The 25645-nt window shown below is 72.6% G+C and carries 21 protein-coding genes and 1 riboswitch; of the genes, 16 read left to right on the top strand and 5 right to left on the bottom strand.

Annotated features, from left to right (window positions below):
• Nucleotides 1-75 precede the first annotated feature (75 nt).
• The 12 genes from ACFWIA_RS00680 (at nt 76) to ACFWIA_RS00625 (ending at nt 14352) form a co-directional block, all read left to right on the top strand.
• Entirely contained in the window at nt 76-2250 is a 2175-nt protein-coding gene (locus ACFWIA_RS00680) for an N-6 DNA methylase (protein WP_386998930.1), read from the top strand.
• 172 nt (nt 2251-2422) lie between these two features.
• Nucleotides 2423-3211: a hypothetical protein gene (locus tag ACFWIA_RS00675; RefSeq protein ID WP_386998928.1), complete on the top strand. Its 789-nt coding sequence runs from the start codon at nt 2423-2425 to the stop codon at nt 3209-3211.
• Nucleotides 3208-4770, top strand: a complete 1563-nt coding sequence (locus tag ACFWIA_RS00670) for a protein kinase (RefSeq protein WP_386998926.1) — start codon at nt 3208-3210, stop codon at nt 4768-4770. Before ACFWIA_RS00675 ends, ACFWIA_RS00670 begins: the two co-directional genes overlap by 4 nt.
• 194 nt (nt 4771-4964) lie before the next feature.
• Nucleotides 4965-5639, top strand: a complete 675-nt coding sequence (locus ACFWIA_RS00665; RefSeq protein ID WP_386998924.1) for a SurA N-terminal domain-containing protein — start codon at nt 4965-4967, stop codon at nt 5637-5639.
• Between the two features lie 61 nt (nt 5640-5700).
• Nucleotides 5701-6759 carry a nucleoside triphosphate pyrophosphohydrolase gene (locus ACFWIA_RS00660; protein WP_386998922.1) on the top strand — a complete coding sequence of 353 codons (1059 nt, stop codon included), beginning with the start codon at nt 5701-5703 and terminating at the stop codon, nt 6757-6759.
• Between the two features lie 11 nt (nt 6760-6770).
• Nucleotides 6771-8081, top strand: a complete 1311-nt coding sequence (locus tag ACFWIA_RS00655) for a cytochrome P450 (protein WP_386998920.1) — start codon at nt 6771-6773, stop codon at nt 8079-8081.
• A gap of 186 nt (nt 8082-8267) precedes the next feature.
• On the top strand, nt 8268-9353 hold the full coding sequence (locus ACFWIA_RS00650) for a transglycosylase family protein (protein WP_386998918.1): 1086 nt from the start codon (nt 8268-8270) through the stop codon (nt 9351-9353).
• 128 nt (nt 9354-9481) lie between these two features.
• Nucleotides 9482-9717: riboswitch (cyclic di-AMP (ydaO/yuaA leader) on the top strand.
• 4 nt (nt 9718-9721) lie between these two features.
• Nucleotides 9722-10474 carry a transglycosylase family protein gene (locus ACFWIA_RS00645; protein ID WP_386998916.1) on the top strand — a complete coding sequence of 251 codons (753 nt, stop codon included), beginning with the start codon at nt 9722-9724 and terminating at the stop codon, nt 10472-10474.
• A 395-nt stretch (nt 10475-10869) separates the two neighbouring features.
• Entirely contained in the window at nt 10870-12150 is a 1281-nt protein-coding gene (gene eno, locus ACFWIA_RS00640) for a phosphopyruvate hydratase (protein WP_386998914.1), read from the top strand.
• A 138-nt stretch (nt 12151-12288) separates the two neighbouring features.
• Nucleotides 12289-12774: a septum formation initiator family protein gene (locus tag ACFWIA_RS00635; protein ID WP_386998912.1), complete on the top strand. Its 486-nt coding sequence runs from the start codon at nt 12289-12291 to the stop codon at nt 12772-12774.
• Nucleotides 12775-12844: 70 nt separating this feature from the next.
• Nucleotides 12845-13405: a DUF501 domain-containing protein gene (locus tag ACFWIA_RS00630; RefSeq protein WP_386998910.1), complete on the top strand. Its 561-nt coding sequence runs from the start codon at nt 12845-12847 to the stop codon at nt 13403-13405.
• Nucleotides 13402-14352, top strand: a complete 951-nt coding sequence (locus ACFWIA_RS00625; RefSeq protein ID WP_386998908.1) for an exopolyphosphatase — start codon at nt 13402-13404, stop codon at nt 14350-14352. Before ACFWIA_RS00630 ends, ACFWIA_RS00625 begins: the two co-directional genes overlap by 4 nt.
• An 11-nt stretch (nt 14353-14363) precedes the next feature.
• Here the strand turns inward: ACFWIA_RS00625 and ACFWIA_RS00620 are convergent, their stop codons facing one another.
• The gene (locus ACFWIA_RS00620; RefSeq protein ID WP_386998906.1) at nt 14364-14651 is read right to left on the bottom strand and encodes a type II toxin-antitoxin system RelE/ParE family toxin; all 288 of its coding nucleotides are present in this window, start codon (nt 14649-14651) and stop codon (nt 14364-14366) included.
• Between ACFWIA_RS00620 and ACFWIA_RS00615 the strand changes: the two genes are divergently transcribed.
• Nucleotides 14563-15372 carry a family 20 glycosylhydrolase gene (locus ACFWIA_RS00615; protein ID WP_386998904.1) on the top strand — a complete coding sequence of 270 codons (810 nt, stop codon included), beginning with the start codon at nt 14563-14565 and terminating at the stop codon, nt 15370-15372. The genes ACFWIA_RS00620 and ACFWIA_RS00615 overlap by 89 nt on opposite strands.
• 75 nt (nt 15373-15447) lie before the next feature.
• Here ACFWIA_RS00615 and ACFWIA_RS00610 read toward each other — a convergent pair whose 3' ends face one another.
• Nucleotides 15448-16380, bottom strand: coding sequence for a 1-phosphofructokinase family hexose kinase (locus tag ACFWIA_RS00610; protein ID WP_386998902.1), 933 nt, complete (start codon nt 16378-16380; stop codon nt 15448-15450).
• Complete coding sequence (locus ACFWIA_RS00605; protein ID WP_386998900.1) at nt 16377-17357, bottom strand: ROK family protein; 981 nt, start codon at nt 17355-17357, stop codon at nt 16377-16379. Before ACFWIA_RS00605 ends, ACFWIA_RS00610 begins: the two co-directional genes overlap by 4 nt.
• Before the next feature lie 695 nt (nt 17358-18052).
• Between ACFWIA_RS00605 and ACFWIA_RS00600 the strand changes: the two genes are divergently transcribed.
• Nucleotides 18053-19435, top strand: coding sequence for an NAD(P)/FAD-dependent oxidoreductase (locus ACFWIA_RS00600; protein ID WP_386998898.1), 1383 nt, complete (start codon nt 18053-18055; stop codon nt 19433-19435).
• A gap of 286 nt (nt 19436-19721) precedes the next feature.
• Nucleotides 19722-21095 (top strand): class I SAM-dependent methyltransferase, encoded by a 1374-nt coding sequence (locus tag ACFWIA_RS00595; protein WP_386998896.1) that lies wholly within the window; start codon nt 19722-19724, stop codon nt 21093-21095.
• Between the two features lie 112 nt (nt 21096-21207).
• Here ACFWIA_RS00595 and ACFWIA_RS00590 read toward each other — a convergent pair whose 3' ends face one another.
• Both ACFWIA_RS00590 and ACFWIA_RS00585 read right to left on the bottom strand, forming a co-directional pair.
• Complete coding sequence (locus tag ACFWIA_RS00590) at nt 21208-23736, bottom strand: ABC transporter permease (protein ID WP_386998894.1); 2529 nt, start codon at nt 23734-23736, stop codon at nt 21208-21210.
• Nucleotides 23737-23824: 88 nt separating this feature from the next.
• Complete coding sequence (locus tag ACFWIA_RS00585; protein WP_385486556.1) at nt 23825-24595, bottom strand: ABC transporter ATP-binding protein; 771 nt, start codon at nt 24593-24595, stop codon at nt 23825-23827.
• A 327-nt stretch (nt 24596-24922) separates the two neighbouring features.
• Between ACFWIA_RS00585 and ACFWIA_RS00580 the strand changes: the two genes are divergently transcribed.
• Complete coding sequence (locus tag ACFWIA_RS00580; RefSeq protein ID WP_386998891.1) at nt 24923-25291, top strand: DUF5713 family protein; 369 nt, start codon at nt 24923-24925, stop codon at nt 25289-25291.
• Nucleotides 25292-25645 lie beyond the last annotated feature (354 nt).

Raw genomic sequence — 25645 nt, 5'->3', positions numbered from 1 at the left:
GCGTGAATAGGTCGGTCGGGGTTGGCTGGGTATGCTCGATGTCACATGGGTACGGGGACGAGGGAGGTTGAGCGGGTGCACGACAACGCCACGGAGGTGACTGCCGCCGGGATCGCGCGGCTCGCGGGGGTCGGTCGGGCCGCCGTCAGTAACTGGCGCCGTCGTCATCCGGACTTCCCCCGACCGGTGGGGGGCACGGAGACCAGCCCTTCCTTCGCGCTCACCGACGTCGAGGAGTGGCTCCGCCGTCAGGGCAAGCTCGCCGAGGTCCCCCTGCGCGAACGGGTGTGGCAACAGCTCGCCGGCCATCCGGCGGGTCCCGTCACCGCACTCGTCCAGGCGGGGTGCACCCTGCTCCTGCTCCGGGACCGCCCCACCGAGTGGCTGGAACTGGCCGCCGTCTCCGACCAGCGGGTGGCGGAACTCCTGCCCGAGGCGCTGGCGAAGGTGGCCGCCGCCCGTCTGGGCGTCCGCCCCGGGGACCCCGCTGCGCGCCCGGGCCCCGGTTCACAACCGGGCACCACCGCGAGCGCCGGGCCCGCCCTGACCGTCCCCACCCCCGCCGAACTGGCTCCGTCCGTGCCGCTGCTGCGGGGCGTCGTCGACCTCGCCGCCGAACGCGGGGCCCGCCAGACCTTCGAGTTCCTGCTCGGACGGCACCTCGACGCCAACCCCCGGCAGTACACCCTCACCCCCACGGGCCCCGCCGAACTGATGGCGGAGATCGCCGGCCAGGCCCGTACCGTCCTCGATCCCGCCTCCGGCACCGGCACCCTGCTGCGCGCCGTGCGCGCGCCTGCCACCGTGTACGCCCAGGACGCCGCCCCCGACCTGGCCGCGCTCACCGCCCTGCGGCTCGCCCTGCACGACGCCGCCGAGGTGCAGGCCCGGGCCGGCGACACCCTGCGGGCCGACGCCTTCCCCGGCCTCAAGGTCGACGCCGTCCTGTGCCACCCGCCGTTCAACGAACGCAACTGGGGCCACGACGAACTCGCCTACGACCCGCGCTGGGAGTACGGCTTCCCGGCCCGCACGGAGTCCGAACTCGCCTGGGTGCAGCACGCCGTCGCCCATCTGCGCGACGGCGGCACCGCGGTCCTGCTGATGCCGCCCGCCGCCGCCTCCCGCCGCTCCGGCCGCCGCATCCGCGCCGACCTGCTGCGGCGGGGCGCACTGCGCGCCGTCATCGCGCTGCCCGCCGGCTCCGCGCCCCCCTACAACATCCCCCTGCACCTGTGGGTCCTGCGCCGGCCCGTCCCGGGGCAGCCCCCCGCACAGCCCGAGGTGCTGCTGGTGGACGCGGCCTCGGACACCTCCGACGGCCGCGCGCGCCCCAATTGGCAGACGGTGCGGGAGGCCGTACTCGACGCCTGGCGCCCCTACGAGCGCACCGGCGTCGCCGAGGAACGCCCGGGCCTCAGCCGCGGGGTGCCCGTCATCGAACTCCTCGACGACGACGTGGACCTCGCGCCCGCCCGTCATCTGCCGCCCCCGGCCGCGGGCGGCGGCACCGCGGAACTCACCGCCGTCCGCGAACGCCTCGGTGACACCCTCCGGCTGACCGCCGACCTCACCCCGCCGCCGCCCCCGGCCGAGGCCGCCCCGCGGTCCCCGTGGCCACTGACCACGATCGGCGAACTCGCCCGCGCCGGTGCGGTGGTCCTGCGCAGCGCGACCGTCCACGCGGTGCCGGCCGGTGCGGCGTCCGACGTGCCCGCACCGGGCGCCCGCACCCCCGTCCTCACCGACCACGACGTACTCGCCGGCTCCGGACCCTCCGGGGAACTCCCGGAAGCCGAACTCCCCGAGGACGCCGTGGTGACCGAACCCGGTGACGTGGTGGTGCCCGTCCTCGGCGGCGGCGCGGTGGCCCGGGTCGTCGACGCGGACGGCGCGGGCGCCGTCCTCGGCCGCAACCTCACCCTGCTGCGGCCCGACCCCGCCGCGCTCGACCCCTGGTTCCTCGCCGGGTTCCTGCGCGGCACCGCCAACAACCGGCAGGCGAGCAGCTACGCCTCCACCGCCACCCGGCTGGACGTGCGCCGGATGCAGGTGCCGCGCATCCCGCTGGACCAGCAGCGGCGGTACGGCGACCGGTTCCGGACGCTCGCCGCGTTCGAGGACGCGCTGCGGTTGGCCGGGGTGCTCGGCGAACGACTGGTGCGGGGCATGCACGACGGCCTCACCGACGGCACGCTCGCCCCCGACCCCGTACCGGCGGACGGCGACCGCCCGGAGCAGGCGTCCTGACGGCCCCACTCTGCGAACGATTCCGGCAAGTCGCCTGAAAACGTCCGGAGTCCCGGCGGGGTGGGCCGTGGTTCCCCGCATCGGTCGGCCCGTTGCCGGATGCGGCCTATACGCTCGAAACCCGCACCGTCCGCAGGTCCACCGCAGGCGGCCCCGGCCCGACAGGAGAGTCATGCACGGCCACGGCCCCGGCTTCGCGCCGCAGTCGCCCCAGCCGCCCCGGCGGCCCGGCAAGGGAACGCTGCTCACCCTCCGGGTGGTCTTCGTGGTCCTGTGCATCGGCAGCTTCGGCATGCTGACCTGGGCCGCCATGCTGCGGGTCGCGGTCCTGACCCGCAAGCAACGCGACTGGACGGTCTTCTTCGGCTCGCTCGCGCTGCTCATCGGAGCGTTCGTGCTGATCGGCACGGACAACACGGAGGGCCTCCAGACCTGGCGCGGCAACGCGGGTGTCGCCACGCTGCTGGTGCTGGCCCTCGTGGGCGCCGCGTACTTCCTGTACGTCGACATCCGCCGCTTCGAGACCCCGCTCGGGTACGGCCCCGGCACGTATCCGGTCCCTGGGGGCGGCGCGCTGCACCCGACCGTCCCGTCGGGCCCCCCGACCCCCGGCTACGGCTACCCGCCCCCGTCCGCCCCCCGCACGCCCCCGGCGCACACGCTCCCGAACTGGGGCGCCCACGCCGCCCAACACCCGACGCAGCCGGCCCACCCCGCGGTCCCGCGGACGCCCGGCTACCCGGCGCCACCGCAGCCCCCCGCTCCCGCCCCGCAGCACCACCCCACCCCGCCCCCGCAGCACCGCACCGCCCCCGCCCGCATCGACCAGGTCCGCGCCGAACTCGACGAACTGAGCGACTTCCTGCGCAACGGGAACCCCGACCCGGCCCCCGTCCGGCCCCCGGACACCCCCGACGAACACGACCGAACCGACCGACGCAACGGGGGGAACCACTGGTGACCGGACGTGTCGTGGCCGACCGCTACGCACTCTCCACGCTCATCGGACAGGGCGGCATGGGCCAGGTCTGGACGGCCTACGACCAGCGCCTCGACCGGCGGGTCGCCGTCAAGCTGCTGCGCCCCGACAAGGTCACCGGCCCCGGCAGCCCCGAGACCGAGGAACTGCGCCGCCGCTTCGTGCGCGAGTGCCGGGTCACCGCCCAGGTCGACCACCCGGGCCTGGTCACCGTGCACGACGCGGGCAGCGAGGACGGCGACCTCTACCTCGTCATGCAGTACGTCGACGGGGCCGACCTCGCCGACCACCTCGCCGAACACGACCCCTACCCGTGGCAGTGGTCGGTGGCCGTCGCCGCCCAGCTGTGCGCGGTCCTCTCGGCCGTGCACGCCGTGCCGATCGTCCACCGCGACCTCAAGCCCCGCAACGTGATGGTGCGCCAGGACGGCTCCGTCACCGTCCTCGACCTCGGTGTCGCCTCCGTGATGGACACCGACACCACCCGCCTCACCCACACCGGCTCGCCCATCGGCAGCCCCGCCTACATGGCCCCCGAACAGGCCATGGGCGGCGCCGTCGGCCCGTACACCGACCTGTACGCGCTCGGCGTGCTCCTGCACGAACTCCTCAGCGGGAACGTCCCCTTCGTCGGGGCCACCGCGCTCGGCGTCCTCCACCGCCACCTGTACGAACCGCCGCTGCCCGTCCGACGCAGCCGCCCCGAGGTCCCCGAAGCGCTGGAGGCCCTGGTGCTCCGGCTGCTCGCCAAGGACCCCCAGCACCGTCCGGCCAGCGCCCAGGAAGTGTACGAACACCTGCTTCCGCTGCTGCCCTCGCGCGGTGCACCGACCGGCGGCCCCCTCGACCCCACCCGTCCCTTCCTGCGCCCGCACGCCCCCTGGCCCGACCGGGCGGTGACCCCCGCACCGCGCCCCGAGGCCCCCGCCCCGCCCGCCGCCACGGCCACCGCGTCCACCGAGCGGCCCGACGTGGCCACGGCCGTCGACGAGGTCAAGCGGCTGCTCGGCGAGGGGCGCATCACCCAGGCCGTCGACATCCTCGGCGCGATCCTGCCCACCGCCGCCGCCCAGCACGGCGAACGCTCACCCGTCGTACGGACCCTGCGCAAGCAGTACGCGGCCACCCTCATGGACGACGGCCAGTACCGGCGCGCCCTCCCCGAACTGCGCCGCCTCGCCGACGAGCGCACCGCCGAGACGGGCCCCGCGGACCCGCAGGCCCTGCGCTTCCGCTACGACGCCGCCCACTGCCTCGAACAGCTCGGGGAACCCGCCGCCGCGCTCGCCGAGTACCGGGCGCTGCTCCCGCACTACGAGAACCCGTACGCGGGCAGCCCGCACACCGCGGGCGACCCCGACCTGCCGTTCGAGATCCGCCGCCGGATCGGGCACCTGCTGCTCGCCCTCGGCGACCGGACCGCCGCCCACGACACGCTGCTGCGGCTGCTGCACGACGTGCGGGCCCACCACGGGCCCGCCCACCCCCTGCCGGTGGAGGTCCAGCGCACGCTCCAGTGGCTGGGCCAGGTCGGGGGCTGACGCCGGGCGGACGTCCGCGGCCGGGGGTGACACGCGTACCCCGGCCGCAGCCGGATCGTTGGTGCATCGGGGCCGCCGCCACTTCGGCGGAATCAGGTCTGCCGAACCAGTGGCCGAACCACCGGCCACTGCCTACCATCGATCACCGCACGACTTTGTGCACCGAAGCACAATCTCGCCGCCGGGAGGCTCCTTTGCACCGCCGCCGTCGCATCGCAGTCACTCTCTCCACCGCCGCCCTACTCGCGGCGACCCCCCTGCTCACCGCCTGCGGCAACGACGCGCGGCCGGGCGCGGCGGCCGTCGTCGGCGAACAGCGGATCACCGTCGAGCAGCTGGAGAGCCGGGTCAACGCGGTGCGCGCCGCCCAGCGCGCGGCGATCAAGGACGACGAGGGCTACGAACGCGCCCTGTCCGGCAGCGGGCAACTGGCCCGGGCCACCCTGCACACCATGGTCCTCGACCGGGTCCTCGACCGTGCCGTCACCAACGCCGGGGTCGAGGTGTCCCGCAAGGACGTGCAGCAGCTCCGCAAGGGGCTCGCCCGGCAGGCGGGCGGCGAGCAGGGCCTGCGGGCGGCCTGGCTCCAGCAGTACAACGTGCCCCCGAGCCAGCTCGACGCCAGCCTGCGCACCGAGATCGGCGCGCAGAAGCTGTCCGAGCGACTGGGCGCCGACATGAACACCGAAGCGGGCCAGAAGGCGTTCTGGAAGGCGCTCTCCAAGGCCTCCGACGAGTTGGACGTCCGCCTCAACCCCCGGTACGGGAAGTGGGCGGTCGCCGAGAACGGTCGGGTCGGCCGGGTCGACGGGTCCACCCCGTGGGTGCGCACGGTCACCCAGCCCAGCCCGGCGGCCACCGTTACCTGATCCGCACCCCGGGCGGGGGCCCCTTCCGGCACCCCGCCCCGGGGTGGGCTAGGTTCGTCGGGTGAGTGAGAACAACGTGACCGGCACCGGGTCCGCGGGCCGGATCGTCCTGGTCACCACCAGCCATCGAGTCGCCCCCGGCCTGCTGTCCTGGACCGCCTGGCACACCCTGCGCTCCGCGGACCGGGTGCTGTGCGCCGACCCGGACCACCCCCAGCTCCCCTATCTACGGGAGGCCGGGGTCGAGGTCGAGATCGCCGTCCCCGACGCCCGGGAACTGGTCGGCGAAGCGGCGGGCCGCACGGTGGTCGTCCTCGCCCAGGGCGAGGGGGAGTCGCCGCTCACCGACGGCCTGGCCCGGCTCGCCGGTTCCGGTCGCACCACCATGCCGGACCTGGAGCTGCTGCCGGCCTCCTACGACCTGCCGGGTGCCCGACTCCTGGACCTCGTCCAGGTCATGGACCGCATCCGTCTGGACTGCCCCTGGTCCTCGCTGCGGACCCACCGGGACCTCGCCAAGTACGGCATCGAGGAGGCGTACGAACTCGTCGAGGCCATCGAGGACGGTGACCGGGACGAACTGCGCGAAGAACTCGGAGACGTCCTCCTCCAGGTGGTGTTCCACGCCCGCATCGCCGAGGAGGACGAGTCCGCTCCGTTCTCCGTCGACGACGTGGCGGCCGGGATCGTCGCCAAGCTGATCCACCGCCACCCCCACGTCTTCGGGGACGCCACCGCGACGACCCCCGAGGACGTCCGCGAGCTGTGGTTGCGCACCAAGGCGCAGGAGAAGCGCCGCGATTCGGTCACCGACGGCGTGCCGCTGGGGCAGCCGGGCCTCGCGCTCGCCGCCAAGCTCGCCTCCCGGGTCCGCTCCCGCGGTCTGGACGTGCCGCTGCCCACCGGCGACGACCTCGGCTACGCCCTGTTGGCGATGGCCGTGCGCGCCGAGGCGGAGGGCACCGACCCGGAGGCCGCGTTGCGCGCCGCCGCCCGCGCCTACCGCGACGCGATCCGCGTCGCCGAGCACACGGAGCAGAGCCGCAGCACAGAGCAGAGCCGCAGCACGGAGCAGGCCGAACACGCCGAGCAGGGCCGGGGCGCCGGCGCGGACGGCTGAGCGCGGTGTCCGTGCCCAGCCACCCGGCCGGGGCGCAGGGCGAGCCGGCGCCGCCCCTATTCACCTGGGAGTTCGCCGCCGACCCGTACCCGGCGTACGCCTGGCTCCGGGAGCACGCCCCCGTGCACCGCACCCGGTTGCCGAGCGGGGTCGAAGCCTGGCTCGTGACCCGCTACGCCGACGCCCGGCAGGCGCTCGCCGACGCCCGGCTCAGCAAGAACCCGGCGCACCACGAGGAGCCGGAACACGCCAAGGGCAAGACGGGCATCCCGGGCGAACGCAAGGCCGAGCTGATGACGCATCTGCTCAACATCGACCCGCCCGACCACACCCGGCTGCGGCGCCTGGTCTCCAAGGCGTTCACCCCGCGCCGGGTGGCCGCGTTCGCGCCCCGGGTGCAGGAGCTGACGGACCGCCTCATCGACGGTTTTGCCGAGCGCGGCGAAGCGGACCTCATCCACGAGTTCGCGTTCCCGCTGCCCATCTACGCCATCTGTGACCTGCTGGGCGTGCCCGCCGACGACCAGGACGACTTCCGGGACTGGGCGGGCATGATGATCCGCCACGGCGGCGGGCCCCGGGGCGGTGTCGCCCGCTCGGTGAAGAAGATGCGCGGCTATCTGGTGGAGCTGATCCACCGCAAGCGCGAGACCCTCGGCGCAGCGGGCGACGACGACCTGATCTCGGGTCTGATCCGCGCCTCGGACCACGGCGAGCACCTCACCGAGGGCGAAGCGGCGGCGATGGCGTTCATCCTGTTGTTCGCCGGCTTCGAGACCACCGTGAACCTCATCGGCAACGGCACCTTCGCCCTGCTCACCCACCCCGAGCAGCGGGCACTGCTCCAGCGGTCGCTGGCCGAGGAGGGGGAGGACTCCCCGCTGCTGGACACGGCGGTCGAGGAACTGTTGCGGTTCGACGGCCCGGTGGAGATGGCCACCTGGCGGTTCGCCACCGAACCGCTGCGCCTCGGCGGCCGGGACATCGAGCGGGGGGACCCGGTGCTGGTGGTGCTCGCGGCGGCGGACCGCGACCCGGAACGCTTCGACCGGCCCGACACCCTGGACCTGACCCGGCGCGACAATCCGCACCTCGGATACGGCCACGGAATCCACTACTGCCTCGGCGCGCCACTGGCCCGGTTGGAGGGTCGCGCCGCGCTGGTCACCCTGCTCCGCAGGCTCCCTGACCTGCAACTCGCCGCCGCTCCGGAGGAATTGCGGTGGCGCGGCGGCCTGATCATGCGGGGCCTGCGGACGTTGCCCGTGCGGTTCGCTCCGGCCGCCGTGACCAGCAGTGGTGACGTCAGATCAGTTCCGTGATGCCTGCGTGATCTGCGCTGCATTGACTTGTGACAGGCGTTCGACTCCGGCTACCTTCACGACGAATCGGCCGCCCCCAGCCGCCGTGTTCGGTCCTGCTGTCGTACGAAAGGCCACCGCATGCTCTCCGGGAACGGTCGTCATCGACGCCCCCGACAGGCCCCCCCTCTGGTCGTTGCGGCCGGGGTGACCAGCTCCGCGATCGTCCTTCCGCTGCTCGGTGCGAGCGGTGCGACCGCGGCGGAGGCAGCGACCTGGGACCGGCTCGCGGAGTGCGAGAGCGGCGGCGCGTGGAGCGCGAACGACGCCAACGGCTTCTACGGCGGTCTCCAGCTCACCCAGGAGGCGTGGGAGAAGCACGGCGGGCTCACCTACGCGGTCAGCCCCGACCAGGCCAGCCGGTCCCAGCAGATCACCGTGGGCGAGCGCATCCTGGCCGCGCAGGGACCCACCGCCTGGCCGGGGTGCGGCGAAGCCGTGGGCCTCGTCAAGGGCGGCCCGGCGGCGGCCGTGGACCCGGGCGTTCCGTCCAAGTCGGACAAGGGGAACAAGGGCAGCGCGGTCATCGACACCGCCCCGGGCGGGGTGGCCGCCGGCAAGTCGGACGGGTCCCGTTCCACCGCGGACCGGCCCGCGTCCCAGACCCCCCGACCGGCGGAGACGACGGAACCCGGTTCCTCGACCTCGCCGAGCGCTTCGGAGGACGCCTCCGGTTCCGCGGCTCCCTCCGACGGCGCCACCTCCCCCGGCGCCACGGGTTCTTCGGGACCCTCGGACTCCGCCGACCCCTCGGACTCGTCGAGTTCCTCCCCGTCGTCCGAGGCGTCCCCCGGGGAGTCCTCGTCGAGCGGCGACCCGGCAGACGGGACGCCCGGTACGGGCACTGGCAGCGAGTCGGCCGAGCCCGGCTCCTCGTCCCCCTCGTCAGGCGCCTCCGAGGCGGCTGCGGACGCTTCGACGACGGCGGAGGCGAAGGAGGGTTCGGGCCGTCACCGCGGCGCCCCGGCGGCCGAGGAGGCCGCCGCCTCCCGGGAGGGCGACACCGCGGCGGAGCACGCCTCGCGCAGCAGTGCATCCCGTGACGAACTGGACAAGTCGTACACGGTGCAGTCCGGTGACAACCTGTCGGCGATCGCCGACTCCCAGGGTGTCGAAGGGGGTTGGTCGACCCTCTACGACGGCAACAAGGGCACGGTCGGAACGGACCCCGACCTCATCCTCCCTGGCCAGAGCCTTGACCTGGCGCCCGAAGCCACCGAAAAGAAGCAGTAGTTCGCTCCTTAATGTCCGTTTTGAGGTGTGGGGCGGAAGTGAGACATGGGTCTCATCGACCCGGCTGAGCTTTGAGTTTCGGCCCGCCCCATGCCTACGGTCATGGCCGTTCGCCAATGCGGGCACCGACCTCCGTCACGCCGAATCCTGCCGACGGAAGTTCGGGAAACTCGACGCGTGAAGCGCCGTGGGCAGGAGCGGGGGACCCAAGGTAAGCGCCGGACGGGGTCGTTCGGGGAGTCGACGAGACTCCCCGGGAGACGACCGGACGGCTAGGGGTGGAGCCGCGCGCTGGACGCGCGGCCGGGCACTCACTCGGCCCGAACCCGACAGCTCACCTCGTATGGCGTCGGTGAGGGGATGTCTTCATGCTGCTTTCCGGCAAGGGCAAGCACCGCAAGCCCAGCAAGGCCACTCGTATCGTCACCCTCGCGGGGGTCACCGGAGCGGCCGTCGCCGCCCCGCTGCTGACGGCGACCAGTGCGTCCGCCGCCACCGCCGCCGAGTGGGACCGCGTCGCCCAGTGCGAGTCGGGCGGCAACTGGTCCATCAACACCGGCAACGGTTACTACGGCGGCCTCCAGTTCTCCGCCTCCACCTGGGCCGCCTTCGGCGGAACCAAGTACGCGCCCTCCGCGAACCTGGCCACCAAGGCCCAGCAGATCGAGATAGCCGAGAAGGTCCTCGCCGGCCAGGGCAAGGGTGCCTGGCCGAGCTGTGGCGTCGGCCTCTCCAGCGCCCCCTACGGTGGCGGCGCCGCCGAGCAGCCGAAGCCGCAGACCCAGCAGCCGCAGCAGAGCGCCCCCGTGCAGCAGGCCCAGCCGAAGCAGCAGCAGCCGCAGCAGACCGAGCAGCGCGCCTCCCGCGCCGAGGACCGCGCCCCGGCCGCCCCGGCGCAGCCCGCCAAGCCGGCCGCGCCGACCAAGACGGTCGAGACCCCGACCGGCAAGAAGGTCGCGAAGGGCGACGGCGAGTACAAGGTCGTCAGCGGCGACTCGCTCAGCGCCATCGCCGAGGCCGAGGGCGTCAAGGGCGGCTGGCAGAAGCTGTACGAGCTGAACGACGACATCGTCGACGACGCCGACTTCATCTACCCGGGCCAGCAGCTCCACCTCTCCTGACCCCCGCTGAACCGGTGGTCACCGCCGGGCCCGACGGGCCCCACGGGACCACTCCCGGCTCCGGCCCGCCCCGGCCGTGAGCCGCACACCCGGTCCCGGGCCGCGCCCCGGCCCGGCCGGGAACCCGTCCCCTCGGGTCAGTCCGCCCCGGTGCGCCGCCCCCGTGCACCGGGGCGGCGGTGCGTCCCCGGCCGGCCGGGGACGCGTTGCGCCCCGAACGCGTCGGGGCTCAGGTGTAGCACCCCGAGCACATTTGTTTGCCGACGGAACAATTTGGTTTCCGTTTGTCCACGAGCCGGGTGGCCGGGTGGCCGAAGCCCCGGGGGCCGTTAGGCTCAGGGGCGGCGGGGCCACCGGCCCCGCATCACTGCGTCACATCCCAGAAGGAGATGCTCGTGCCGTCCATCGACGTCGTCGTAGCCCGGGAAATCCTGGACTCCCGAGGCAATCCCACGGTCGAGGTCGAGGTGGGCCTCGATGACGGCAGCACCGGCCGTGCCGCCGTACCGTCCGGCGCCTCCACGGGTGCCTTCGAGGCCCTGGAGCTGCGTGACGGTGACGCCAACCGCTACGGCGGCAAGGGCGTAGAGAAGGCCGTCCTCGCGGTCATCGAGCAGATCGGCCCGGAGCTCGTCGGTTACGACGCCACCGAGCAGCGCCTGATCGACCAGGCCATGTTCGACCTGGACGCCACCCCGGACAAGTCCTCGCTCGGCGCCAACGCCATCCTCGGCGTCTCGCTCGCCGTCGCGCACGCCGCCTCCGAGGCCAGCGACCTGCCGCTGTTCCGCTACCTGGGCGGCCCCAACGCGCACCTCCTGCCGGTGCCGATGATGAACATCCTGAACGGCGGCTCGCACGCCGACTCCAACGTGGACATCCAGGAGTTCATGATCGCGCCGATCGGCGCCGAGTCCTTCTCCGAGGCCCTGCGCTGGGGCACCGAGGTCTACCACACCCTCAAGAAGGTCCTGAAGTCGAAGGGCCTCGCCACCGGCCTCGGCGACGAGGGCGGCTTCGCCCCGAACCTCGGCTCCAACCGCGAGGCCCTGGACCTGATCCTCGAAGCGATCAAGGAAGCCGGTTACGTCCCCGGCCAGCAGGTCGCCCTGGCGCTCGACGTCGCCGCCTCTGAGTTTTACAAGGACGGCGTGTACCTCTTCGAGGGCAAGGAGCGCACCGCCGCCGAGATGACGGACTACTACGCCGAGCTCGTCGACGCGTACCCCCTCGTCTCCATCGAGGACCCGCTGTTCGAGGACGACTGGGCGGGCTGGAACGGCATCACCGCGCGCCTCGGCGACCGGGTGCAGCTGGTCGGCGACGACCTGTTCGTCACCAACCCGGAGCGCCTGGCCCGCGGCATCGAGGAGAACTCCGCGAACGCCCTGCTCGTCAAGGTCAACCAGATCGGTTCGCTGACCGAGACCCTGGACGCCGTGGAGCTGGCCCAGCGCAGCGGCTTCAAGTGCATGATGAGCCACCGCTCCGGCGAGACCGAGGACGTCACCATCGCCGACCTCGCCGTCGCCACCAACTGCGGCCAGATCAAGACCGGAGCCCCGGCCCGCTCCGAGCGCGTCGCCAAGTACAACCAGCTCCTGCGCATCGAGGAGATCCTCGACGACGCCGCCGTGTACGCGGGCCGCAGCGCCTTCCCGCGGTTCAAGGGCTGATCGCACGACACGCACGACCACCCCGTCCGGCCCCCGACCCGAGGGCCGGACGCGGTGGCTGCGGGACGTCCCCGCACCCGGTCCCGTACCGTGTGCGGGGACGTACGCACATCACGGGAGTGACGGGGAGGCCGAGAGATGGCCGTCAAGGACCGGGACCGGTTCTCGACCGCGACCAGGTTGCGGGTGCTCGGCGAGCAGACCGCCGCCCGCGTCTACCGCTCCCAGACCCGCCGCCAGGCCCGCCGCTCCCGCCTCACCGGCCGGGCCGCCCTGCTGACCCTGGTCTTGTGCTCGCTGATCGTCGCGCTGGCCTTCCCGATGCGGCAGTACGTCTCGCAGCGCGCCGACATCGCCGACCAGCTCCGCGAACAGGAAGAGGCCCGGGCCCGCGTCGAACAGCTCCGGGACGACAAGGCCCGCTGGCGGGACGACGCCTACGCCGAGCAGCGCATAAGGGAGCGGCTGCACTACGTGATGCCCGGCGAGATCGGCTACACGGTGGTCGACCCGCGCGCGGACGAGGAGCACCGGGCCGACCGGGGCTCCGCCGACCGCGCCTGGTACACCACCCTCTGGGGCGCCCTCGACCGGGCCGACGGGGCCCCCGCCCCGTCCCCCTGACCCCACCCGACGCCCGACGCCCCGGGAACCCCCGGGGGAGCGCCCGATACGGAAAGACACAGCCCCAGGCATGCACACCCCTCCGCCGACCACCCCGCGCACCGAGCCGACCGACACCGACGTCGCCGCCTTCAAGGAGCAGCTCGGACGGCCCCCGCGCGGTCTGCGCGCCATCGCGCACCGCTGCCCCTGCGGCCTGCCGGACGTCGTGGAGACGGCACCGAGGCTGCCCGACGGCACCCCCTTCCCGACGCTCTACTACCTGACGTGCCCGCGCGCCAACTCGGCGATCGGCACGCTGGAGGCCAGCGGCGTGATGAAGGAGATGACGGAGCGCCTCGCCACCGACCCGGAGCTGGCCGCCGCCTACCGGGCCGCGCACGAGGACTACGTCCGGCGCCGCGACGAGATCGAGGAGCTGACGGGCTTCCCCAGCGCGGGCGGGATGCCCGACCGGGTGAAGTGCCTGCACGTCCTGGTCGCCCACTCGCTGGCGGCCGGCCCCGGAGTGAACCCGCTGGGTGACGAGGCCATCGAGATGCTGCCCGAGTGGTGGCGCAAGGGCCCCTGCGTGACGCCCGTGACGGACACCGCCGCAGCGCCCGAGCCGGTCGCCGGGGGCCAGCGGTGACCCGGGTGGCCGCGATCGACTGCGGCACCAACTCGATCCGGCTGCTGGTCGCCGACGTGGACCCGGTGACGGGCACGCTGGTCGACCTCGACCGCCGGATGACGATCGTCCGCCTCGGCCAGGGCGTGGACCGCACCGGCCGTCTCGCCCCCGAGGCGCTGGAGCGGACCTTCGCCGCGTGCCGCGAGTACGCGGCGGTGATCAAGGAGCACGGCGCCGAGCGGCTGCGCTTCGTGGCGACCTCGGCGAGCCGCGACGCGGAGAACCGCGACGCGTTCGTCCGCGGCGTCCTGGACATCCTGGGCGTCGAGCCGGAGGTGATCACGGGCGACCAGGAGGCGGAGTTCTCGTTCACCGGCGCCACCCGTGAGCTGTCCGGCCGCACCGACCTGGCGAAGCCGTACCTCGTGGTGGACATCGGCGGCGGCTCCACGGAGTTCGTCGTCGGCGAGGAGCACGTACGGGCGGCCCGCTCGGTGGACGTCGGCTGCGTCCGGATGACGGAACGTCACCTCGTCCAGGACGGCACGGTCACCGACCCGCCGACCGCGGCGCAGGTGGCGGCGATCCGCGCGGACGTCGAAGCCGCGCTCGACCTCGCGGAGCAGACGGTTCCGCTGCGCGGGGCCCGCACCCTGGTCGGCCTCGCCGGTTCGGTGACGACGGTCGCCGCCATCGCCCTGGACCTGCCGGAGTACGACTCCGCCGCGATCCACCACGCCCGCGTCCCGTACACACGGGTCCGGGAGATCACCGAGCGCCTGCTGACGTCCACGCACGCCGAGCGCGCGGCGATACCGGTGCTGCACCCCGGGCGCGTCGACGTGATCGGCGCCGGTGCGCTGGTGCTGCTCGCGCTCATGGAGCGCATCGGCGCGGACGAGGTCGTCGTCAGCGAACACGACATCCTGGACGGCATCGCGTTCCATGCGGCGCTCGGCGGGTAGGTGGCGGGACGCTAGAGGTTGCGGTAGACGTTCCGCCGGTCACCCACCTTGACGACGAGAACGACGAGCTCACCGTCGTTGACCTGGTACGCGACCCTGAAGTTGCCGACTCGGAGCCGGTAGAGACCTGAAGGGCCGGCAAGCTTCTTGATGTCGGCGTCCTCACGGTACGGGTCGTCGCCGAGCGCCGTGAGTGCGGTCAGGATGCGCATGGCGTCGAGCCGGCTGATGGCCCGGATCTGCCGCTGCGCCCAGTGCGTTCGTCCACATCGGGGCGGGGGTGACGAGACCTTCGGCATGGCGGACGAGGCGCATGCGCGTTTCGTCGACCACGCGATGGCGGCGGTCAAACGGCACGGTCGGCGGGTGGTGGGCTGGCAGGAGATCGCGCGCGCGGGGGTCGGCCCGGACGACCTCGTCCAGTACTGGATCGAGCCGGAGTCCGTACGGGGCCACTTGGCGGACGGGACGCTGACGTCTCCCGAGGGGCCCCTCGCGGGAGCGGTGCCGGCCGATCTGCTGCCCCTGATCACGCAGGCGTTGACCACCGCCCTCGACGACGTTCCCCGGGCCGTCTCGAAGGGTGCCCCGATCCTGGCCTCGCCCTCCACCCGGCTCTATCTGGACCGCCCGCACGGCGAGCCCTCCACGGACCTCGCACAGGACCCGTTGCGCAGTCGGGTCGGCCTCCAGTACTACCCGGCGGTCACCTTGCGGGAGTTCGTCGAGTGGGACCCGGTCGACGAGACTCCGCAGGTCGACGACGACGCGGGACTCGCCGGGGTGGAGGCGGCCGTGTGGTGCGAGACGGTCGAGGACCGCGACGAGTTGGAGTTCCTGCTGCTGCCCCGCCTCGCCGGCGTCGGTGAGAAGGCGTGGGCCGCGTCCGGGGCCACCGTCTGGGACGACTACGCGGACCGCTTGGCGGTGCAGCCCGTGGCCTGGGAACGACGGGGCTGGGTGTGGTTCCGTTCGTCCCTGGTCGCGTGGAGGACGTTCCGCGACGTTCCGGGCGCGTAGTTCCCTCCGCGGTGACGGCGATCCCTTCCCGGGGATCGCCGTCACCGCGAACGCCCACCGCGGCGGGCGTTCCGGTCAGGGGCCGGTGGCGGCTCCGAGGCCCTCCACGGGGACCGTGCGGCGGAACCGCTCGTAGAGGGCGGCGTCGAAGTCGCCGGCCAGCGGGCAGGGAACGGCGGCTGCCGAGAGGGCCACCGCCTCGCGCAGGACGGCCGGCCACGGCTCACCGGCGAGGAGTCCGGCGGCGATCGCCGCCACGCAGGCGTCCCCGGCTCCGGTCGGGTTGCCCGCCAACTTCCGTGGGGGAACGGCCCGCCAGCTCCCCTCGGGGGTGACGGCGTGGAGACCGTCCGGGCCGAGCGACGCCACCACGCACCGGGGACCGAGGCTCCGCAGGCTCGCAGCCGCGGACCGGGGGTCGGCGTCTCCGGTGACCTCGGCGATCTCCGCGGCATTGGGCTTGACGACGGTCGGACGTGCCGTCAGGGCCGCGAGGAGCGGGCCTCCGCTGGTGTCCAGGATCGTTTCGGCGCCCGCCGCGGCGGACAGGCGGACGAGTCGTCCGTACGCGTCGGAGGGCAGTCCGGGCGGGAGGCTTCCGGAGAGGACGACCACCCGGGCGTCGCGGACGAGCCGGGTGAACCGTGCGGTGAAGTGCTCCCAGGTCTCCGCGTCGACGCCGGGGCCGGTCTGGTTGAAGACGGTGGCGTCGCCGTCCTCCGCGGAGACCACCGTCACCGTGCGGCGCGAGTCCCCCGGCATGGGGACGAGTTCGTCGGGCAGCCGCGCGGCGCGGAGGTCGTCCCGGATCGCCCGGCCGGTCGGGCCGCCCACGAGGCCGGTCACGACGGCGGGGACGCCCAGCCCGGACAGGACGCGGGCGACGTTGACCCCCTTGCCCCCCGCGCGGGCGAACGACGTGTTGACGCGGTGCGAGCTGTTCGGGACCAGGGCGTCGACCTGGTACGTGACGTCGAGCGCGGCGTTGAGCGTGACCGTGAGGATCATGACGCCACGCTCGACGGGGTCTCCTCGGACTGCCGGGCCGGCGCCCCGCCGTCCTTCGTGTCCCAGGCGGCGAGGCCGGCACCCAGGCACCCCGCTAGGTCGCCGAGCGCGGCGAGCACCAGTTCGGGTCGCCGCTGGAAGGTCAGCCGTCGGGCGACGGCGGACCGCAGCGGGTCGAGCAGCAACCCACCGGCTTCGGCGAGGCCGCCGCCCACCACGATGACCTGGGGTGCGAACAGCGTCGTGACCGTCGTTAGTGCCGCGGCGAGCGCGTCGACGGCCCGGTCCCACACCACCCGGGCGTCGGGGTCGTCGCGTTCCAGCAGTGCCGCCACCGCCGCGGCGCCCTCGACCCGGCGCCCGGAGCGGGCGCCGTACGCCGCGGCGACCGCAGCGGCCGAGGAGATCGTCTCCAGGCACCCCCGGGCGCCGCACCCGCAGGGCTTCCCCCCGGGCTCGGCCAGGACGTGGCCGAGTTCGCCCAGGTAGCCACCGGCACGCAGCGGCCGGCCGTCGCAGATGACGGCCGCGGCGATCCCGGTGCCGATGGGCACGAACCAGGCGTCCCGAGCGCCCCGGGCCGCACCGAGACGGCATTCGGCGACTCCGCCGGCCCGCACGTCGTGCCCCAGGGCCACCGGGAGGCCCAGGGCTCCTTCGAGTAGGTCCCCGAGGGGCAGGTCGCGCCAGCCGAGGTTGGCCGAGTAGACGGCGGTCCGGCTCTCCTCGTCGACGATGCCGGGAACCACCACCCCGGCGCCGTGCACGGCCATGCCGTGCGTGGTGGCACGGGCCTCCAGGGTCCGCAGCACGGCGGTGATCTCGGCGACCACCGCATCCCGGCCCGAGGCGCGGGGCGTGGCCCGGCGGACGGTGTCCAGCACCTCCAGGTCGCGGCCGAGCAGGGCTCCCTTCATGCTCGTCCCGCCGACGTCCAGGGCGATGACGCAGTCGTGTCGGTCGGTCCCGTCAGGCATGGCGACCCCCGGTCGTGGTGCGGGACGGCGCTGTGGTGGGCATACGGGAGCGCTCCTTAGAGAGGGCCGGCCATGCATCCGGGCGCAATGGATGCGCGAAGTTGCACGATAACCGGCACTTATGAGCATCTTCAAGCAAAGCGAAGAGTATTGCGTGACGAATGAGCAGCGAATGGCTCTTCCTCGTTCGCCTCTGGGGCGCCCCGGTTCACCCGCGCCGACGGATCGCCGGTCGAGGTCACCGGTCGGGGTCACCGGTCGGGGTCGGCGGTCGAGGTCGCGGCGGGCCGTTCGGGGGTCGTCCGGGGGCCGTGAACGCGCCGTCCCGAAGCGTTCCGGCCACCCTCTGCGAGAAAGTTCGTGAAGTTCTTCACAAGGAAAAAACCCCTGGCGGGCGCCCTGGAGGCCCCCAAGACCCCTGCTTATGGGTCCAAGGTCCCGAGTCGGGTGACTGTGGGGTGTTCCCGGCGTGTGGCACGGGTCCGGATCAAGGGGGTCGCGGTGCCGGGTCGAGGGGTCGATAGTGCAGCTCAGGCGGTATTGACAGGGGTGACCCAACGTACCGAGGAGGCGCAGGGTTCCCCCCGGCGCGCATGACCTCCGTCACGCGGGTCGGGCACTATAGCAGAGGGGGCAGTGATCCTTGTGAAGGGGCGCACTAAGTACCCCTCCGTGGCGGGTGGATACTCGATGCCATGAGCACCACGGAGCGTCCCAGGATCCTCGTAGTAGGCGGTGGGTACGTAGGTCTGTACGCGGCGAGCCGCATCCTCAAGAAGATGCGGTACGGAGAGGCGACGGTCACGGTCGTCGACCCGCGCTCGTACATGACGTACCAGCCCTTCCTCCCCGAAACCGCCGCCGGCAGCATCTCCCCGCGGCACGTCGTCGTCCCGCTGCGGCGCGTGCTCCCCAAGGCGGAGGTCCTCACCGGTCGGGTCACCACCATCGACCAGGACCGCAAGGTCGCGACCGTGGCGCCGCTCGTCGGTGACGCGTACGAACTGCCCTTCGACTACCTGGTGATCGCCCTCGGTGCCGTCTCCCGGACGTTCCCGATCCCGGGTCTCGCGGAGCAGGGCATCGGGATGAAGGGCGTCGAGGAGGCCATCGGCCTGCGCAACCACATCCTGGAGCAGCTCGACAAGGCCGACTCCACGACCGACGAGGAGGTCCGCCGCAAGGCGCTCACCTTCGTCTTCGTCGGCGGCGGCTTCGCCGGCGCGGAGACCATCGGCGAGGTCGAGGACATGGCCCGGGACGCGGCCAAGTACTACACCAGCGTCTCCCGCGAGGACATGCGGTTCATCCTCGTCGACGCCGCCGACAAGATCCTGCCCGAGGTGGGACCCAAGCTCGGCAAGTACGGCAAGGAGCACCTTGAGGGCCGCGGGGTGGAGATCTACCTCAACACCTCGATGGAGTCCTGCGTCGACGGCCACGTGGTGCTGAAGAACGGCCTTGAGGTCGAGTCCCACACCATCGTGTGGACCGCCGGCGTGAAGCCCAACCCCGCGCTCGCCCACTACGGCCTGCCGCTCGGCCCGCGCGGCCACGTGGACACCCAGACCACGCTCCAGGTGCAGGGCAGCGACTACATCTGGTCCGCCGGCGACAACGCGCAGGTGCCCGACGTCGCCGCGCGCAAGGCCGGGAACCCGAACGCCTGGTGCCCGCCCAACGCCCAGCACGCGCTGCGCCAGGCCAAGCTCCTCGGCGACAACGTCATCTCCGGCATGCGGGGCTTCCCGCAGAAGGAGTACAGCCACGCCAACAAGGGCGCGGTCGCGGGCCTCGGCCTGCACAAGGGCGTGGCCATGATCGTCATGGGCAAGTTCAAGATCAAGCTGCGCGGCCGGCTCGCCTGGTACATGCACCGTGGCTACCACGGCATGGCCATGCCGACCTGGAACCGCAAGATCCGGGTCTTCGCCGACTGGACCCTCGGCATGTTCCTCAAGCGCGAGGTCGTCTCGCTCGGTGCGATCGAGACGCCGCGCGAGGAGTTCTACGAGGCCGCGAAGCCGACTCCGCCGCCCGTGGCGAAGCAGGAGAAGCAGGAGAAGCTCAGCGCCTGACCCGCTGGTCGCTCCTTGCTCGTGTACGACTGTGGGGCCGTCCGCCATCCGTGGTGCGGACGGCCCCACAGTCGTACCCGGCCGGGCCCACGGCTGCCGCGGCCCGCGGACCCGTGTCGGTGCCCGCAGCGCCACTCGGCGGGGCCCCGTCGAACGGATTCCGCCACCCGGAGGGTGCTGGCGAAAAACCGACCCGCACGACCCCACGACGGGACTGTACGGCCCCCGACCCGGTGTTTACGTGGTGATGGACCATCACCAGGCCCCGCCACGTAAGGACATCGCGATGCAGCACGCTGCCCGTCAGCTCCAGAACCTCGCGCAACGCCTGTTGGGAGCCCCGTTCCCGCTCCGCATCCGTGCCTGGGACGGCTCGGAGTCCGGCCCGCCGGCCACGGGAACCGACCAGGACGCCACCCCCGCCCCCACCTTGGTGATCCGTCACCGCAAGGCCCTGCGCCGGCTGTTGTGGAAGCCGGGGGAGCTGGGCCTCGCCCGGGCCTGGGTCGCCGGGGACATCGATGTCGAGGGCGACCTGTACGAGGCCCTGGACCGGCTGTCCGGCGTCCTGTGGGACCGCGACGAACGGGCGCCCGGCCTGCTGGACGCGCTGCGCGACCCGTCCTTCCGCTCGGCGGCCCGCACCTTCGCCGTCCTGGCCCGCCCCCTCCCGCCCCCGTCGCCCCCGCACGAGGAGCGCCACCGCTCCGGCCGGCTCCACCTGCACACCCGCCGCAGCGACGAACAGGCCATCAGCCACCACTACGACGTCGGCAACGACTTCTACGAGCTGGTCCTCGGCCCGGCGATGGTCTACTCGTGCGCGTACTGGGACGTCCCGGCCCCGGGGCGCGCCCGCACCCTGGAGGACGCCCAGCGGGACAAGCTCGAACTGGTCGCGCGCAAACTCGACCTGCGCCCCGGCACCAGACTCCTGGACGTGGGCTGCGGCTGGGGCTCCATGGCGCTGCACGCGGCGCGCGAGCACGGGGCCACGGTCGTCGGCATCACCCTGTCGCAGGAGCAGGCCGCGTACGCCCGCAAGCGGGTCGCGGAGGAGGGGCTGGCCGACCGGGTGGAGATCCGCGTCCAGGACTACCGGGACGTCCGGGACGGGCCGTTCGACGCGATCTCGTCCATCGGGATGGCCGAACACGTCGGCGCGGACCTGTACCTGGAGTACGCGCGTGACCTGTACGCCCTGCTGCGGCCCGGCGGGCGGCTGCTGAACCACCAGATCGCCCGCCGTCCGCAGCACGACGAGACGACGTACCGGGTGGACGAGTTCATCGACGCCTACGTCTTCCCGGACGGTGAGTTGGCACCGGTCGGCACCACGGTGAGCGCCCTGGAACGGGCCGGCTTCGAGGTCCGGGACCTGGAGTCGATCCGCGAGCACTACGCCCTCACCCTGCGCCGCTGGGTGGCCAATCTGGAGTCCGGCTGGGAGCGGGCCCTGCGGCTGGTCTCCCCGGGGCGGGCCCGGGTGTGGCGGCTCTACATGGCCGCGTCCGCGCTGTCCTTCGAGCGCAACCGGATCGGCGTCAACCAGATCCTCGCGGTGCGCACCCCTCAGTCCGGCGCGTCCGGTCTCCCGCTGCGCATCCGCATCTGGACGGAACGCCCGACCGGCGGGGAGTTCGCCCCCGCCGTGCCCTGAGACCGGACTCCCCGCGCCGGGGGTCACGGGCGTGCGGGAGGGCCCCGGTACCGGGAAACCGGTACCGGGGCCCTGGAACAGCCGCCGCGGGAGGGGGGTGCCCCGGGGCGGGCTACTCCGTCTTGATGGCCGTCAGCATGTTCAGCCGGGCGGCGCTGCGCGCCGGCCACATCGCGGCCAGCACGCCGACCAGCGCGGCCAGGGCCAGGAAGAGGACGATCCGTCCGCCCGGGAGGACCAACTCGTAGCCCGGGATTTCGCCCTTGACCGTCTCGCCGATGGCCCAGCCGAGGAAGGAGCCGAGGGCGATGCCGACGGTGGCGCCGAAGAGCGAGATCACGATCGCCTCCAGCCGGATCATCCGCTTCACGCGCCGCCGGTCGAGGCCGATGGCCCGCAGCATGCCGATCTCCTGCTGACGCTCGAACACCGACATGGCCAGGGTGTTGATGACGCCGAGGATCGCGATGATCAGGGCCATTCCCAGCAGCCCGTACATGATGTTCAGCATCATGTTGATCATGCCGCCGATCTCGTCGCGGAACTCCTTCTGGTCCTGGATCTTCATGCCCGGGTTGTTGCCGAGGGCGTCCACCAGGGCCTTCTCGTTGGCCTCGGTGGTGCCGCCCTGCATCTTGACCCAGATCTCCTGGATGGCGGACTGCGTCAGGTACGGGGTGGCCAGTTCGCGGGGCAGGAGGTAGGGCGAGACGAAGTCGTTGTCCTCGAAGACCGCGGCGATCGTGAGCTGCTGCGTGTCCTTCTTGCCGTTGCCCTCGAAGGTGACGGGGATCGTGTCGCCGGCCTTCCAGCCCTGCTTGTCCGCTGTCTTCTCGGCGACGGCGATCTGCCCCTTGCCGAGCCCGTCGAACGAACCGTTCACGACGGGCAGGTGGTAGACCTCGTCGACCCCGTCCGCGGTCACCGCGGAGGCGTGGCGCTCCTTGCCCTCGACCCGCACCTGGATCGCCTCCTGGGGCGACAGGGCCTCGATGCCCTTGGCCTTCTCCAGCAATGCGAGCGAGGAGTCGTCCAACGGGTGCATGCTGGACATGGAGATCCGGAAGTCACCGCGCACCTGGTCGGTGGTGGTGCGGTCGATCGCCTGGCCGATCGAGGCGCCGATCACGGTCAGTCCGGTGACCAGGGTCAGACCGATGGCGAGCGCGGAGGCGGTGGCACCGGTACGGCGCGGGTTGCGGACGGCGTTCTGCGCGGCGAGCTTCCCGGAGACCCCGAAGGCCCTGGTCAGCAGCGGGCGGAACACCGCGATCACCGGGCGGGCGAGCTGCGGGATCAGGATGATGAAGCCGATGAGCGTCAGGAAGGCGCCCACGGCGATGAGCATGCGACCGGTGCTGCCCTGGGCCGCGCCCGCGGTGATCGCGAGGGCGCCCGCACCGGCGAGGACGGCGCCGATGATGTTCCGCACCAGCAGGGACTTGCCGGAGGCGACCGCGTGGACGCTGCTCATCGCGGCGACCGGCGGGATCTTCGCGGCGCGGCGGGCGGGCAGCCAGGCGGCGAGCACGGTGACCGCGATGCCGACGCCCAGCGCGGACAGCACCGCGGCGGCGGAGACGACCAGCGGACCGTCCGGGATCTTCATGTCCAGGGCGTTCAGCGTGGAGCGCAGCCCGGTGGCGAGCCCGAGGCCCACGCCGAAGCCGATGAGCGAGGCGATCGTGCCGACGAACAGGGCTTCCATGATCACGGAGCGCTTGACCTGCGGCCGGGAGGCGCCGACGGCGCGCATCAGGGCCAGTTCGCGGGTGCGCTGGGCGACCAGCATGGTGAAGGTGTTGGCGATCAGGAAGATGCCCACGAACAGCGCGATGCCGGCGAAGGCCAGCAGCATCGTGTTCATGTTCTTCATCGAGTCCTTGATCATCTTGGCCTCGTCGGCCGCCGCCTTCTCGGCGGTCTTCGCCTTGGAGCCCTCGGGCAGCAGCGGCTTGACCTCGTCGAGGATCTGCTGCGCCGAGGCGCCGGACTTCGCGGCCACGGTGAAGCTCTCGAAGTGGCCGGGGCGCAGGTACTGCTCCTGGGCGACGGACGTGTCGAACAGGACGAGGCTGCCGCCCGCGCTCACCTGACCGTCGTCGGTGGTGAAGATGCCGGCGAGGTCGTACTCCTGGACCGTTCCGGTCGTCGCGACCCGCACGGTGTCCCCGACCGCGTAGCCGCCCTTGTCGGCGGTGGTCTTGTCGAGGGCGATCTGTCCGTCCTGCGCGGGACCCTCGCCCCGGACGAAGTCGAACGCCGCGTCCTTGCCGCTCTCGTCGGGGGCGAAGTTGCGCCCGGTGTTGGACCAGCCGACGCCGAGCAGCTTGCCGTCCTCGTCGGCGACCCCGGCGAAGCCGGAGACCCGGCCGGTGACCTCGTCGACCCCGTCCACGCCCTGCACCTTGGTGAGGGTGCCCGCGGGGATGCCGAGCCGCTGGCCGTCCTTCTCCGGGCCCGCGACGACCACGGCGATGTCGTCGTAGCTCTTGGCGGACTGGCTGCTGAAGGCTTTGCCGAGGGTGTCGGTGAAGACCAGGGTGCCGGAGACGAAGGCGACGCCGAGCGTGACGGCGAGCACGGTCATCAGCAGCCTGGCCTTGTGCGCGAGTACGTTGCGCAAGGCGGTACGGAACATGAGTGAAGTCCTGGGGTGAGGGCCGCGGGATACGGCGGTACGACGGGCGGCCGGGCTGCGGGGCGGTGCGACGGGGGAGCCCGGTGGGTCAGCTGACGCGGCCCTTGGCGTCGAACGCCTTCATCCGGTCGAGCACGGCATCGGCCGTGGGGGCGTGGATCTCGTCGACGATCCGTCCGTCGGCGAGGAAGATCACCCGGTCCGCGTAGGAGGCGGCGACGGCGTCGTGGGTGACCATGACGACGGTCTGCCCCAGCTCGCGCACCGAGTTGCGCAGGAAGCCGAGGACCTCGGCGCCGGAGCGCGAGTCGAGGTTTCCGGTCGGCTCGTCACCGAAGATGATCTCCGGCCGGGAGGCGAGGGCGCGGGCCACGGCCACGCGCTGCTGCTGACCGCCGGAGAGCTGGGTGGGGCGGTGCCCGAGGCGGGCCCGCAGACCGATCATGTCGATGACCGCGTTCACCCACTGCTGGTCCGGCTTGCGGCCGGCGATGTCCATCGGGAGCGTGATGTTCTCCAGGGCCGTCAGGGTCGGCAGCAGGTTGAACGCCTGGAAGATGAAGCCGATCTTGTCCCGGCGGAGCTGGGTGAGCTGCTTGTCCTTGAGCGTGCTCAGCTCGGTCTCGCCTATCCGGACGGAGCCGCTGCTGAAGCTGTCGAGCCCGGCGACGCAGTGCATCAGCGTCGACTTCCCGGAACCGGAGGGGCCCATGATCGCGGTGAACTGGCCCTGGTGGAAGTCGACCGTGACGTGGTCGAGCGCGACCACCTTGGTCTCGTCCTGGCCGTAGACCTTGCTCAGGTTCGTGGCGCGGGCGGCCACACCCGTGGCGCGGTCTGCGATGGAGGTGGTGGTCACGGAGGGCACTCCCTGTCGGTTCGGGGTGGGACGTCTTCCATCCTGTCCGCCGATCCGGGCCGTGGCGTCAGCCGCTGTTCCGGTTCCGGTGACAACCCTTGGTCGCACCGGACCGCCCGGAGTCATACCTGGGGATGACCCCCGTCTGCGACCGGGCCCGCCGCCGCGGTGCGGCGGGCCCGGGCATCAGTGCCGGTGGGGCGGGGCGGCTGTCAGTGGCCCGGTGCACAGTGGTGCCGTGCCGGGCAGCCGGAGCGGCGCGCTCCGCGGGTCGCCCGGTGCATCACCCGGTGCGTGCGCGCACCACCGAGCAGAGGGGGGACCGCCGTGCCGGTCACCAACGAGAAGGTCGCCAACGAGAGGGTCGCCGCGCTTGTCGCCGACTCCGCGCTGTTGGGCGGGATGTACACCGACGCCTACTTCCCCGACCACCTGGTCGACCGGGGCCTCGCCGTCCTGCTGCGGCTGTGCGAGCGGATCGAGTCCGAACGCCCCGCGGACCTGACCGCGTTGTACGCCCTCACCGCCGTCGCGACGGAGGAGTTCAACGACCTGGAGTCGGTGTTCGAGGCGGAGGGCAGCGAACTGGAGACCGTCGCGCGCGAGGAGATCTCCGAAGCGTTCTTCCTCGTGGCCGGGTGCTACGGCTTCGAGGACGCCGATCCGGAGCGGCTGGTCGAGGCGCGCGAGTGGTGACGGCTCCGGCACGTTGACGGGGGCCAGAGCGAGACGGCCACCCACGCGCCCCTCCGAGCGCCGACGGCGGTCACCACGCGCCGGTGTGCGACGGTGCGCGGGGGCGTGCGGCAGCGTGCGGTGGCTTGGTGAAGACGGCGCGGACAACTCGTGTGGGTGGTGTGCGCAGGAGTTGGGTTGACGTTTCGCCCCGGGCGATGGCCGAAACCCACGCGAACGACTGAACGACCCCCTACACCGACGGTGAATTCCCGTCATTTCACGCTCGGCATGGGAGCCGACGGATGAGGGCAATCTTTGGGTGCGGACGGGAGGGCCCCGGTGTCTGATGCTCCCTCAGACCTCAATAAAATC

It is taken from the genome of Streptomyces sp. NPDC127068 (assembly GCF_042724695.1).
Lineage (GTDB): Bacteria > Actinomycetota > Actinomycetes > Streptomycetales > Streptomycetaceae > Streptomyces.
Note: the sequence above shows the minus strand (reverse complement) of the source record. Positions and strands in the feature narration are given on the sequence as shown.